This is a genomic window from Bradyrhizobium sp. 164 (genome assembly GCF_023073715.1).
Taxonomy (GTDB): domain Bacteria; phylum Pseudomonadota; class Alphaproteobacteria; order Rhizobiales; family Xanthobacteraceae; genus Bradyrhizobium.
The window spans coordinates 54019-67172 of the sequence record NZ_JADPKA010000104.1 but is presented as its reverse complement, the minus strand read 5'-3'; the positions used below and the strand labels follow the sequence as shown (position 1 = coordinate 67172).

Here is a 13154-nt window from a genome sequence, read left to right as displayed (position 1 = left end):
GCACGATGACATCATCGCGGATTATGATCTCGCAGGCAGGCTAGCGCGGCCGGCTGCGCTCGATGATCTCGGCGGCACCCTTGGCCAGCAGATCCAGACCCACCGCACGACCGAGTTCGCGCGGGCGGTTGGCGGGGCCTGAACGCGAGGCCTCGATGATGGTGTTGCCGGAGAGGTCGAGCACGGACGCCGTCAGCGACATCCGATCGCCGGCGCTGGTCGAAAAGCTCGCCACCGGCGAATTGCAGTGGCCGTTGAGCACCCATAGCACTTCGCGCTCCGCGTTGGCACAGGCGTGCGCGGCGGGATCGTCGATCGATGCAAGGATTTGCCGCGTCTGCCAATCTTGCGCCGCGCATTCAACGGCGACGATGCCCTGGCCTGCGGCCGGCAGCATCTCCGCCGGCGTGAATTCGTAAGCGATGCGATGGGAAAGGCCGACGCGATCAAGGCCGGAGCGCGCCATGATCAGCGCATCCGCGGGACCCACCTCGCCGCCATCGGGCAGACGCTGCTTCGTCTTGTTGTCGAGCTTGCGCACACGCGTGTCGGCCGCACCGCGAAAATGAATGATCTCTGCCTCCGGAAAGAGCCGACGCGCATAGGCTGCGCGCCGTACGGCATTGGTGCCGATCTTGAAGCCTCGGCCGCGCGCTTGCCGAAACGTCTCCAGCGTCACGCCATAACGCAGCACCAGCGCGTCACTGGGCGGATCGCGCGACAGCGTGGCGCCGATCACGAGGCCGGGCGTGTCCTCGTTGCCCGGCATGTCCTTAAGCGAGTGCATCGCCGCCTGCAATTCGCCCGAGAGCACGGCGGCGCGGATCTGCGCCACGAAGGCGCCGCCCTTGCCGCCGTGGGGCAGGAGCTTGCTGGTCTGGTCGAGATCGCCCGTCGTGTCGAATTTGACGATCTCGACGTCGAGATGGGGCACGGCGGCGGTCAGGCAGCGCACAATCTCTTCCGTCTGTGCCAGCGCCATCGCGCTCTTGCGGGTGCCGATCTTGAATCGCGTAGCCAAGTCTTTGTCCTCTCGAAGCGCGCGGGTTAGCGCGCATCCTCCAATATCATGTCGGAGGCCTTTTCGGCGATCATGATGATGGGCGCGTTGGTGTTCCCCGACACCAGGTCCGGCATGATCGAGCCGTCAACGACGCGGAGGGCGTCAAGCCCCCTCACCTTCAGCCGTTGGTCGACCACCGCGAGCGCGTCGTTGCCCATACGACAGGTCGAGGTCGGATGGTAGATGGTGCTGCCGCGCTCGCGGCAGAAATCCAGCAGCTCCGCATCCGTGGATACTTTCGTGCCGGGATCGACCTCGCCAGCGACGAACGGCTTCAGCGCCGGCGCGCTCAGGATCTTGCGCAGGATCTTCAGGCCTTCGACGTTGGTGGTGCGATCGGTCTCGGTCGACATGTAGTTGATGCGGATCTCCGGCGGCACGGTCGGGTCGGCACTTTTGATGCGCAAGGTCCCGCGGCTTTCGGGCCGAAGCTGGCATACGGAGGCGGTGAAGCCGGAGAAATCGTGCAGCTTCTCGCCCATCTTGTCGGTCGAGAACGGCAGGAAGTGCACCTGGATGTCGGGCGAAGCGAGCCGCGGGCTAGTCTTGAAGAACGCGCCCGCTGTGCCGGCCGCGATCGTCAGCCAGCCCTTCCGGAACAGCGCGTAACGTGCGCCCGCCATCGTGCGGCGCAGCGGATGATTGATGGTGTCGTTGAGCGTGATCTTCTGCGAGCAGCGCATCACGATGCGGACCTGCATGTGGTCCTGAAGATCGTGGCCGACACCCGGCGCCTCCAGCACGAGGTCGATACCATGCGTGCGGAGGAGATCGGCCGGGCCGACGCCGGAGAGCTGAAGCAGTTGCGGCGAGTTGTAGGCCCCGCTCGACAGCACGATTTCCTTGCGGGCCCGCGCACGGCGCAAGGCCGCGCCTTGCCGGTATTCGACGCCGACCGCCCGCCGCCCTTCGAACAGGACGCGCTGAGCGTGTGCGGAGGTCTCGATCTTGAGATTGCTGCGCGACTTGGCGGGGCCGAGATAGGCCACCGCCGTGGAAGCGCGGCGGCCATTGCGCGTCGTGGTCTGGAATAGGCCGACGCCTTCCTGCGTGGCGCCATTAAAATCCGGATTGTAGGGCAGACCGGTCTCGACCGCGGCGTCGATGAACGCCTTCGACAGCGGATCGGTCACGATCATGTCGGACACCGGCAGCGGGCCGCCGCTGCCGTGATATTGGTCGGCACCGCGCGACTGGTTCTCGGCCTTCTTGAAGTAGGGCAGCACGTCGTCATAACCCCAGCCGGTGTTGCCGAGCTGGCGCCAGCGGTCGTAGTCCTCGTGCTGACCGCGGACATAGAGCAGGCCGTTGATCGAACTGGAGCCGCCCAGCGTCTTGCCGCGCGGCTGGAAGACGTGGCGCCCCTTCAGCTCGGGCTCCGGCTCGGTCTGGTACATCCAGTTGACGGACTTTTCCTTAAACAGCTTGCCGTAGCCGAGCGGCACGTGGATCCAGATGTTGGAATCCTTCGGCCCGGCTTCGAGCAGCAGCACGCGGTGCTTGCCATTCGCCGAGAGCCGGTTGGCGAGCACGCAGCCGGCTGAGCCGGCACCGACGATGATGTAGTCGAATTCGGGATCGGACGGCGCGTGGGAGGAATTTGCGTTCATGCGCTACTGTTCTTTTTGTTGGTGTTGGCGTTTCCAGCTTCGTCACTTAGCACAATCATGCATGCAGGCGCAGCGCCTCGACCAGCGACCTGAACGCACGGGCATATTCCGCGCCCGCCCTTGCGATATCAGCGCGCCCGGCGCAGGCGACCGCGGCCTCCGTGACTGCGCCGAGCAGCAGCCGCGCCAGCGGCTCGACCGGCTGTCGCGCGATCAGGCCGGTCTCCATCGCCGCCGCAAGGGTGCGCGGCAGCTTGCCACCGAAGTGCTTGGCGTCGATCTCGCGCCAACGTTCCCAGCCGAGCACGGCTGGCCCGTCGCGCAGGATGATCTGGCCGGTGGGGCCCTTTGCCGTCGCCGCAAAGTAATGCTGGGTACCGGCAACCATAGCGGCGAGCACGTCCTTCTCGGCGCGCGCGGCGCTGTCGATCTCGACAACGAGGTCGCGCGAGACCTGGTCGAACACGGCTTCGAACACCGCCTCCTTGGTCTTGAAGTGATGATAGACCGCGCCCTTGGCGATGCGGGCCCCCTCCGCGATCTCGTCCATGGTGGTGGCGGCGAAGCCTTGTGTCCCGAACAGGCGGCGCGCCGCCGTCAGGATCGCTTCCGTGGTCGCCGCCCGCCGCTCCGCCTGTTTCGCCATGTGTCTCGTCTGGGTTCAGAATACTCTCCCTTCGGGAGACGTGAGTTCTCGGCTCGCACCGGTTCAACTCACTCTCGCTTTAGTCGAGTTCGGCGCAGGCGGCCAGTTGACTTTTCGACCACCGGTCGGTATTTACCGACCATAAGTCGGTTTAGTCGTGAGGTGTGCCATTGCCGAGTCGTGACATTGTCGAAGCGTTTGCGCAGCGGCTGGAAGCAGGAGACTTCATCGGCGCCATTGAACAGTTCTGCGCGCCCGATGCCGTCACCTACGAGAACAGCGGTGCTCCGACGGTTGGCCGTGATAAGCTCATCGCCAAGGAGCGCGGCGTGCTGGCGGCCTCGAAGGAGGTCAAGGCCGTGCGCATTGGGCCGAGCCTGATCGAGGGCGACCATGTCGCGACCCGCTGGTGCTTCAGCTTCACCAACGCCGATGGGATCACCCGGACGCTCGACGAGGTCGCCTGGCAGACCTGGCGGGGCGATCAGCTGATCGAGGAGAGGTTCTATTACGACCCGAAGCAGTTGGGGCGATGATTGCGGACACCGGTGTCATCGCCCGGCTTGACCGGGCATCCAGTACGCCGAGACGCCAATAGTCAATCGATAGGCCGCGGCGTACTGGATGCCCGGTCAAGCCGGGGCATGACAGCGGAGTTAGGGGCGAACATCCCCTGCCATCGCGCATTTGTATCGATTTGTTATCGATACCCTCGTTTCGAACACGCAGAAGTGGTCACGACGGCGGTCGCAGCCGAGCATAATTCATAGTTCGTCAAAGGTTTGTAGCGAATTCTCAGCGTCTAGCCGGACCAACGGCCGATGCTGCCAGGCTCTCGAATGCGGACTCAAACGACCAGCTATTTCGCACGGCTGTTCGCCGGCGATCTGTCGGCGTTAGGCGGTCCTGCAACCGACGAGGCCGTCGCCGGTCATATTCGGGCCGAACAGATGTCGCTGGTGCTCGGCTATTCCGTCGGCATCATGCTGGCCAATGCCTGCAACGCCATCGTGCTGGCCATCGCGCTGTGGCAGTCGCCGGACCGGATGCCGGCCCTGATCTGGGCGGTCGCCGTGGCCGCCGCTGCGATCGCATTCGGCCTGCAATCCCACGCCACACGCCGCATCACCAAGCCGCAATTCGTCTCGCGCCGTGCCATGCACCGGCTGGTGCGCAACGCCTTCATCCTTGGCACGGCCTGGGGCATCGTCCCGGTCGCGTTCTTCTCCGACGCTTCGACTGGCGGCCAACTCGTCATCACCTGCCTGTGCTCGGGCATGCTGGCGGGCGGCGCGCTGGCCTTCGCGACGATCCCGATCGCGGCCATCGCTTTCACGGCGCCCATCTTCCTCGGCATCGCCATCTGCCTGGGCCGAAAAGGCGATCTCGCCTTCCTGCTGATCGCATTCCTCGTCGTGGTCTACGGAAGCGTGCTGCTCCGCGGCGTGTTCGTCAATTCGTTCTCGTTCGCGCGTCGCGTGATGCAGCAGCTCGAGGCGGAGCGCACGGTGCGGCAGGATCCCCTCACCCATTTGCCTAACCGCGTCGCCTTCAACGAAACGCTCGATGCCGCGCTCAAACGGCTGGCGTTATCAGGCGAGGAATTCGCGGTGCTGCTGCTCGACCTCGATCGCTTCAAGGAGGTCAACGACCAGTTTGGCCATCCCGCCGGCGACGAATTCCTGGTCCAGGTTGCAAGCCGCCTGCAGCGTTGCACGCGCGCGGCCGAGCATGTCGCGCGCATCGGCGGCGACGAATTCGCGCTGGTCATGAACAATGTGGCGCGGCCGGAAGATGTGCTCGAGATCGCCGAGCGCTTCGTCGCGGCCTTCACCGAATCGTTCCAGATCGAGCGCCGCCAGATCGTCGGCGCGACCAGCGTCGGCATCGTGCTGGCGCCGCGCGACGGCAACACGCCGTTCGACCTCATGAAGAATGCCGACGCCGCGCTTTATCGCGCCAAGAAGGCGGGAGCCGGCATGGTCTGCTTCTTCGAGACCAGCGACGACAAGGTGTCCCGCGACCGCAAGGCGCTGCAATCGGACCTCGCGGGCGCGATCGCGAGGGACGAGCTGTTCCTGGTGTTCCAGCCGTTCCTCGGTCTGGGCGACAACCGCATCACCGGCTTCGAGGCGCTGCTGCGCTGGCAGCATCCGGTACGCGGACTGGTGCCGCCGAGCGAATTCATACCGATCGCGGAGGAGACCGGGCTGATCCACGAGATCGGCGAATGGGTCATTCGCCGCGCCTGCACGACGGTGGCGCAATGGCCCGAACAGATCAGGGTCGCCGTGAACTTCTCCGCGGCACAATTTCACAACACCGGCATCCTCCAGACCATCGTGCAGGCGCTTGCCGACGCGAAGGTCTCTCCCAGGCGGCTCGAGATCGAGATCACGGAATCGATGCTGCTGTCGAAATACGGCTCGGCCGCATCGGTCCTGAATGCGCTGCTGGAACTCGGCGTCACCGTGGCGCTCGATGATTTCGGGACGGGCTTCTCCTCGCTCACCTATTTACGCAAGCTGCCGTTCAGCCGTATCAAGATCGACCAGTCCTTCATCCGCGACATGCTGGTGCAGCCGGACTGCGCTGCAATCGTGAAGTCGGTGGTCTCGCTCGCGCGGGACCTGCGCATCGGTGTCGTCGCTGAAGGCGTCGAGACCTCCGACCAACTCGAATATCTGCGCCAGATCAGCTGCGACGAGGTGCAGGGCTATCTGATCAGCCGGCCGGTGGCGGCCGATGCCGTGCTGGCGCTGCTGGACAGCAAGAAACATCGGGCGACCTTTGCGGCGTAGGACTCGATCGGCTTAAGATCGGTGCCGCTACGAAAGAGGTGCGCTCCCTCCCCCGCTTGCGGGGGAGGGTTGGGGAGAGGGTGTCTCCACAGAGGGAGTTCCCCAGAGGAGAGAACCCTCACCCGCGCCTTCGGCGCGACCTCTCCCGCACGCGGGAGAGGTGGAGTCCGTGGCTCCGTCCATTCCGCCAAAACAGATCTCGCTGGACGCTATTTCAAATCGCGTCCGCCCGCAGCAGTGTATCCACGGTGATCGTGCCCCTCGCGCGGGAGACGCAGGCACAGATCTTCTGGTTGCTTTGCTTCTGCTGGTCGCTGAAGAAGACGTCGCGATGGTCGATCTCGCCGTCGACCGCGACCACGTCGATGGCGCACAAGCCGCATTCGCCGCGCTTGCAATCATACATCACGTCGTGGCCGCTGGCGTTGAGCACGTCCAGCATCGAGCGTTCGCGCGGGATTTCGAGCTCGACATTTGAGTCCTTCAGACGCACCCGGAACGTCTCGGTCGGCAGCGTGCCGCTGGAGCCAAAGGTCTCGTAGCGGAGATCCGGAAGCGGATGGCCGGCGCCGATCCAGGCATGGCGCGCGGCATCGAGCATGCGCATCGGGCCGCAGAACAGCGCGAGCGCGCCCTTGGGCGCCGACGCGAACAGGGCGTCGAGATCGAGCCGGTTGCCTTCGTCGCTGGCATGAACGACCAGGCGATCGCCGAGCAGCGCGGCGAGATCATCGAGATAGGCCGCTTCGCCGCGCGCGCGCACGGCGTAGTGCAGCGTGAGGTCAGCGCCGCGGCGGGCCAGCGCCTGCGCGGCGCCAAAGATCGGCGTGATGCCGATGCCACCGGCGATCAGGCAATAGTTTTCCCGCGTCCAATCCACCGCAAGCAGCGAGGCGGGCTGGGTGATGTCGAGCCGCGCGCCTGGCTGCAATGACCACATATAGCGCGAGCCGCCGCGGGAATCATCAGCGCGGCGCACCGCGATCTTGAAACCAGCCGAGGTGGCTTCGCCGACCAGCGAATAGGACCGCGCCTCCGGCAGGCCGTCGATGGTGACGTTGACATTGATGTGGCTGCCGACCGGGTAGGCGGCGCCATCGAACTGATCCGGCCGGATCAGGAATTCCCGGATGCTCGGTGCGAGATCGCGAGTCGAGACGAGCGTTGCCGGTATCCAGGTTTCGATGAAGCGCATGGCTGTGCACTCAATCGGTTGCGGTCTTGATCAGCGCGAGCGCCGGCAAGAGGTCGAGATGGGTCCGGTTGCGCAGCGCGAGCCGCAGGTTGCGCACCGCGAGCCGCGCATGCTCGCGCATGACGGCCTCGGCGCGCGCGCCTTCGCGATTCTCGATCGCGTCAATCACGACGCGATGATGCTCTTGCCCGATGATGAGGATCTGCTGCGCCTCGGGCAGCGCCGATTGCGCCATCACGAAGCCGCTGGGCGAGGCGAACGGCAGCGCGGAGGCGCGGTCGATCTGCCGAATCAACGGCGGGCTGCGCGACAATTCCGTGAGCAGCGCATGAAAGCGCGCATTCAGCGTGACATAGGACGAGAAGGAATCGACCGAGATCGGCACCTGGCGCAGCAATTCGTCGATCGCGGCGAGGCACTCCTTCAGCGGCTCGAGCTCGCGCGCGGAGACGCCGCGCTCGGCGGCGAAACGTGCGGCGAGGCCTTCCAGCGTGCCGCGCAGCTCGATGGAGTCGGAGATGTCGCGCTCCGAGAACGCCTTCACCATGAAGCCGCCGGAGGGGATCGCCTCCAAGAGGCCCTCCTCCTCCAGTCGCACCAGCGCCATGCGCACCGGCGTGCGCGAGGCGCCGGTGGTCTCCACCGCCTGGAGCTCGGAGATGCGTTCGCCCGGACGCAACACGCCCGACAGGATCTGGTCGCGCAGCGCGAGCTGCGCCTTCACGGTCTGCGAGACGGAGCGGTCGACCTCACGTTCGGCCATGTCGGCTATTCCGCGGCCTGGAGATGCTGCGGCGCGTTTTCCTTCGCCACCATGCGATCGATCAGCTTGCGCGTCCACATCGCGCCCGCATCGATGTTGAGATTGTAGAAGATACGATCCGGGTTCTCGTCCATCGCGCGCTGCTGCGCTTCGAGGATCAGCTCGTCCTCGTGAAAGATGCCGGAGACGCCCTCGCGGATCTCGGTGGTGATGCGCTGCTCACTGATGCGATAGTTGCGCACGAACGCCCAGAAATAATGGCAGGTCTTCTCAGTTTCCGGCGTGATGGTGTTGAGCACGAAACCGTTGACGCCCTGTGAGCGGTCGCCTTCCGGCGCGCCGGTGCCGGTCGGCGCCACGCCGACGTCGATGGCGATGGTGCACGGGGCTTCGAAGCGGATGATCTGCCAGCGGTCGACGAGACCGGGCTTGCCGAGTTGCTTGGCCCAGAACGGCGGCGGCTCGATGCCGCGCATCCAGCGCGTCACGGTCACCGTCTTCTCGCCATGGGTGACGTCGAACGGCGCCTCAGCCACCGCATCGTTACCGATGGAAGAGCCGTGCACAAAAGTCTCGTGGGTGAGATCCATGAGATTGTCGAGCACGAGGCGGTAGTCGCATTTGACGTGGATGGTCTTGCCGTCGCCAGCCCAGGCCGGATCGTGATTCCAGTGCATGTCCGGAACCAGCGCGGGATCGGCCAGCGCGGGATCACCCATCCAGAGCCAGATGTAGCGGTGACGCTCGACCACCGGATAGGCCCGGACACAGGCGGACGGATTGATGGTCTCCTGCGAGGGCATGAAGGTGCAGCGCCCTTGCGCGTTGTACTTCAGGCCGTGATAGCCGCAGATGACGGTGTCGCCTTCGAGCCGTCCCTTGGACAGCGGCACCAGGCGATGCCAGCAGGCATCCTCCAGCGCGGCCACCGAGCCGTCGGCCTTACGGTACATCACGACATGCTTGCCGCAGATCGTGCGCGGCAACAGCGCCGGCTTCACCTCGGCATCCCATGCCGCAGCGTACCAGGCGTTCATCGGGAAGGGCTTTGTCATCGGTCTCACTCCCACGGCTCATGAATACGTTATGTATACAATAGCAGTCGACCAGAAACGTTCAAGCTAAAACTAACCTACTATAATACCTTTATCAGTGAAGCTGTATACATATCTGGCCGGAGGTCTATTTTCCGCGAAGAGAGCAATAACCGCGTGAGGCGCCCTCTTACCCTCCCCTTGGAGGGGAGGGTCGCTTCGCATGGAGCGAAGCGGAATGCGGAGCGGGGTGGGATGATCTCTCCACACGGGCACTACCCAAGAGGAAAGATCACCCCACCCCGCTCGCGCTACGCGCGATCGACCCTCCCCCTCCAGGGGAGGGTAAGAGAGCGTCCGCCGCCACAAGATGCCTTACGTCTCGAACACCCTCGCCAGGCCGGCCCTAGCCTCCTCCTGAATCCGCGTCAGGTGCGCGGTGCTGCGGAAGCTCTCGGCGTAGATCTTGTAGACGTCCTCCGTCCCCGAGGGCCTTGCTGCGAACCAGCCGAAATCGGTCTCGACCTTGATGCCACCGAACGGCTGGCCGTTGCCGGGCGCCTTGCTCAGGGTGGCCCGGACGGGGTCGCCGGCGAGATCTTTCAGGCCAAGTTGCTCGGGCGTGACCGATTTCAGGATGGTCTTCTGCGGCCCGGTGGCCGCGACGTCGGTACGCGCGTAATGGGGCACGCCGAACTCGGCGGTGAGGTCGCCAAAGAGCTGGCTGGGGTCACGGCCGGTCCGGGCCATGATCTCGGCAGCAAGCAGACCGAGAATGACGCCGTCCTTGTCGGTGGTCCAGACCGTGCCGTCCCGGCGCAGGAACGAGGCCCCCGCGCTCTCCTCGCCGCCGAAGCCGAAGCCGCCGGTGAGGAGGCCGTCGACGAACCATTTGAAGCCGACCGGCGTCTCGATCAGCTTGCGGCCGAGCTTTTTCGCAACGCGATCGATAATCGAGCTCGACACCACGGTCTTGCCGATCGCGGCATCCTTGCCCCAGTCCGGACGGTGCGCGAACAGATAGGAGATCGCGGTCGCAAGATAATGGTTCGGATTCATCAGGCCGCCGGTCCGCGTCACGATGCCGTGGCGATCCGCGTCGGTGTCGTTGGCAAAGGCGACGTCGAAGCGGTCGCGCATCCCGATCAGGCTCGCCATCGCATAAGGCGAGGAGCAGTCCATACGAATCTTGCCGTCCCAGTCCACCGTCATGAAGCGGAAGGTCGGATCGATCGCCTCGTTCACGACGGTGGCCTTGAGGCCGTAGCGATCGATGATCGGATGCCAGTAATGCACGGCGGCACCGCCGAGCGGATCGATGCCGATCGTGACGCCGGCGGACTTGACCACGTCGAGATCGACGACATTGCCGAGATCGGCAACATAAGGTGTGATGAAATCGTAGGCGTGGACTTTCGAAGACTTGCGCGCCTTGGCGTAGTCGACGCGCTTCACGCTCCTGAGGGCATCGGCGAGATAAGCATTGGCGCGCTTCTCGACCACGCCGGTGACGTCGGCGTCGGCGGGGCCGCCATGCGGCGGGTTGTATTTGTAGCCGCCGTCTTCCGGGGGATTGTGCGAGGGCGTGATCACGACGCCATCGGCGAGGCCGCTCGTACGCCCCATGTTGTAGGTCAGGATCGCGTGCGAGATCACCGGCGTCGGCGTGTAGCCGCCGTCCTTGTCGATCATGACATCGACATCGTTGGCCGCGAACACCTCGACGGCGCTCGTGAGCGCGGGCTCTGCCAGCGCATGGGTATCGATGCCGATGAAGAGCGGGCCCGTCAGCCCCTTTTCTCGGCGGTAATCACAAATCGCCTGCGTGGTCGCGACGATGTGGCCCTCGTTGAAGGTGTTCTTGAACGATGTGCCGCGATGACCCGAGGTGCCGAACGCGACCCGTTGCGCGGGGTCGGCCGCGTCGGGCTTGCCGGCGAAATAGGCGGTCACCAGCCGCGGAATATTGGTGAGCGCGTCCGGCGAGGCCTGCTTGCCCGCCGCGGGATCAACATTAGCCACTGAAATACCTCGTCCTGTCGCAAGCGATCGCGGGATACAATAGCACCGACCGGCACCCCGCCAAGGGCACAACACGCGCGAAGGAGGGGGCGTTCCTTCCGCCGGCTGCGCCTCACATTCGGGTGTCGTTCTGGTGAAACCGGCCCATAGAACGACGCCATCTGCGCATCTCGGTGACGGAAGGCCAGCCAACCTAATCACCTCGCAGCTTGCCCCGCCGCGAGTTTCGCATCTAGTGTGCGTCGCAAGAGGCTGTATCTGGAGGAGCGCCATGGAGGTCATACTGCTCGGCACCGGCGGCCCACGCCCCGATCCGCGCCGGATGGCGACGACCACGCTGATCAGGCTCGGCGACCAAAACATCCTGATCGACGCCGGCCGCGGCGTTATGGTGCAGCTCAGCAAGGCTGGCGTGCCGCTCGGCGCCATCAACACGGTCTTCCTCACCCATCACCATTTCGACCACATCGGCGATCTCTACGACGTGATGCTGAATTCGTGGATGCATGGACGCAAGGACGAGCTGCGCATCTATGGCCCGCCGGATACCGAACGACTGGTCAACACGCTGATCACGCAGGTCTACGACAAGGACATCATCTGGCGGGATCGGGGCGAGCCGACCTTCGGCGGCTGGAAACCGGTGGTCGCAACGGACATCGTGCCGGGTCCGGTTCTCGACACCGGCCGCTGGAAGATCAGCGCCGAACTCGTCTCGCATGGCGACGGTCTCGACATGCCGCCTGGCTTCCTCCAACGCTGGATGTGCGTCGGCTACCGCTTCGAGGCGGAAGGCAAGGTCATTGCGATTTCCGGCGACACCGTCCCCTGCCCCGGCCTCGAGCGATTGGCGGAGGGAGCCGACCTGCTCGTTCAGTGCTGCTTCCTCGCAACGCCGGAGATCAGCAACGAGCACCTGCGCCGGCTTGCGAAATTCACGATCGCCTGCGGCGATACGGTCGGAAAAGTCGCAGCCAAGGCCGGCGTCAAGAAGCTCGCGCTGACCCATCACCGGCCGCGCACTGACGATGCCATGCTGAGCGCGCTGCTCAACGATGTCCGGCAGGACTACTCAGGTCCTGTCGTGCTCGGCGAGGACCTCACGCGGATCGAGCTCTGAGCGCGGTCTCAGGACGATCCGGCTTCGATCCGAAACGACAAGCACTCTTGCGCACCCGGCGCGATATGCATCAGGCCGGGCTTTTCGGTGAACTCGCCGTCGAAGCCGGTGGGGCTGGCATGGCCGCGCCAGGGCTCGATGCAGAGGAACGGCGCGCCCGACGGTTTCGACCAGACGCCGAGTTCGCGAAAGCCGCGCCAGGACATTTTCAGGCAGGGCCCGGTTGCTGCGCCCTGCCCGGCGCCATAGCGGACCGAATTGCTCTCGATGCGGTCGAAGATGATGGCGTCATCCACGAACAGGGCTTCGGACAGGCGCAGCGCTCTATTCTTGACCGGGCTCGGCTCCGTTGCCGCGCGCAGCAAGCCGCCGTCGAGACGGCGGACGGGAGCCGATTCCGCGTTTGCAAAGGTCAGCGCGTAGCTCTCCTTCGCTCGTCCGGCTTGGAGCGGCCAGTTGAAGGCGGGATGGCCACCGAGCGAAGCCGGCAATGTCTCCTTGCCGGTATTGGCGATCGTGAACGTCAGATCAAGGCCGGAATCGTCGATCGCATAGGCAGCGGTGAGCCGGAATGCGAACGGATAGAGCGCGCGCGTCGCCTCGCTGTCTTCGAGCACCAGCGTGCAGCGGCCCTCGCCGCGTTCTGTCCACGCGAAACGGCTGTCGCGTGCAAAGCCGTGCTGGGTCATCCGATAGGTCTTGCCCCGGTGCCGCAATTCGTCGTTGGCGAGGCGCCCGACGATCGGAAACAACAGCGGCGCATGGCGCGGCCATTCTGGCCCCGCTTGCCAGACGAATTCGATGCCGCCGCCGTCCTTGAGCGAGCACAGTTCGGCGCCATGCGCCTTGACGGTCGCGCTGAGCCGGCCGCTCCGAACGGTGTGGGCATCATCGCTCATG

General features: G+C 64.9%; 11 protein-coding genes. 3 read left to right on the top strand and 8 right to left on the bottom strand.

Going from position 1 to position 13154, the window contains the following annotated elements; genetic code table 11:
* Positions 1 to 40 precede the first annotated feature (40 nt).
* From hemC to IVB01_RS31530, 3 genes are read right to left on the bottom strand one after another with little or no spacing between them, the layout of a single operon-like run.
* Positions 41 to 1021, bottom strand: coding sequence for a hydroxymethylbilane synthase (gene hemC, locus IVB01_RS31540; RefSeq protein ID WP_247279535.1), 981 nt, complete (start codon positions 1019 to 1021; stop codon positions 41 to 43).
* 26 nt (positions 1022 to 1047) lie between these two features.
* Complete coding sequence (locus IVB01_RS31535) at positions 1048 to 2673, bottom strand: choline dehydrogenase (RefSeq protein ID WP_247279534.1); 1626 nt, start codon at positions 2671 to 2673, stop codon at positions 1048 to 1050.
* Between the two features lie 55 nt (positions 2674 to 2728).
* The gene (locus tag IVB01_RS31530; RefSeq protein WP_247279533.1) at positions 2729 to 3319 is read right to left on the bottom strand and encodes a TetR/AcrR family transcriptional regulator; all 591 of its coding nucleotides are present in this window, start codon (positions 3317 to 3319) and stop codon (positions 2729 to 2731) included.
* Between the two features lie 170 nt (positions 3320 to 3489).
* Between IVB01_RS31530 and IVB01_RS31525 the strand changes: the two genes are divergently transcribed.
* Positions 3490 to 3855: a nuclear transport factor 2 family protein gene (locus IVB01_RS31525; protein ID WP_247279532.1), complete on the top strand. Its 366-nt coding sequence runs from the start codon at positions 3490 to 3492 to the stop codon at positions 3853 to 3855.
* Positions 3856 to 4158: 303 nt separating this feature from the next.
* Positions 4159 to 6120, top strand: a complete 1962-nt coding sequence (locus IVB01_RS31520; protein ID WP_247279531.1) for an EAL domain-containing protein — start codon at positions 4159 to 4161, stop codon at positions 6118 to 6120.
* 214 nt (positions 6121 to 6334) lie between these two features.
* Here IVB01_RS31520 and IVB01_RS31515 read toward each other — a convergent pair whose 3' ends face one another.
* The 4 genes from IVB01_RS31515 to pgm form a co-directional block, all read right to left on the bottom strand.
* Positions 6335 to 7315: a PDR/VanB family oxidoreductase gene (locus IVB01_RS31515; protein WP_247279530.1), complete on the bottom strand. Its 981-nt coding sequence runs from the start codon at positions 7313 to 7315 to the stop codon at positions 6335 to 6337.
* A gap of 10 nt (positions 7316 to 7325) precedes the next feature.
* Complete coding sequence (locus tag IVB01_RS31510) at positions 7326 to 8078, bottom strand: GntR family transcriptional regulator (RefSeq protein WP_247279529.1); 753 nt, start codon at positions 8076 to 8078, stop codon at positions 7326 to 7328.
* 5 nt (positions 8079 to 8083) lie between these two features.
* A complete protein-coding gene (locus tag IVB01_RS31505) occupies positions 8084 to 9133 on the bottom strand; it encodes an aromatic ring-hydroxylating dioxygenase subunit alpha (RefSeq protein ID WP_247279528.1) in 1050 nt (349 codons plus the stop codon).
* A 354-nt stretch (positions 9134 to 9487) separates the two neighbouring features.
* Positions 9488 to 11134 carry a phosphoglucomutase (alpha-D-glucose-1,6-bisphosphate-dependent) gene (gene pgm, locus IVB01_RS31500; protein WP_247279527.1) on the bottom strand — a complete coding sequence of 549 codons (1647 nt, stop codon included), beginning with the start codon at positions 11132 to 11134 and terminating at the stop codon, positions 9488 to 9490.
* A 271-nt stretch (positions 11135 to 11405) separates the two neighbouring features.
* On the opposite strand from pgm, the gene IVB01_RS31495 reads away from it, so the two are divergent.
* Positions 11406 to 12254, top strand: a complete 849-nt coding sequence (locus IVB01_RS31495; RefSeq protein ID WP_247279526.1) for an MBL fold metallo-hydrolase — start codon at positions 11406 to 11408, stop codon at positions 12252 to 12254.
* An 8-nt stretch (positions 12255 to 12262) separates the two neighbouring features.
* On the opposite strand, the gene IVB01_RS31490 is transcribed toward IVB01_RS31495, so the two are convergent.
* On the bottom strand, positions 12263 to 13153 hold the full coding sequence (locus IVB01_RS31490; protein WP_247279525.1) for an aldose 1-epimerase family protein: 891 nt from the start codon (positions 13151 to 13153) through the stop codon (positions 12263 to 12265).
* Position 13154 lies beyond the last annotated feature (1 nt).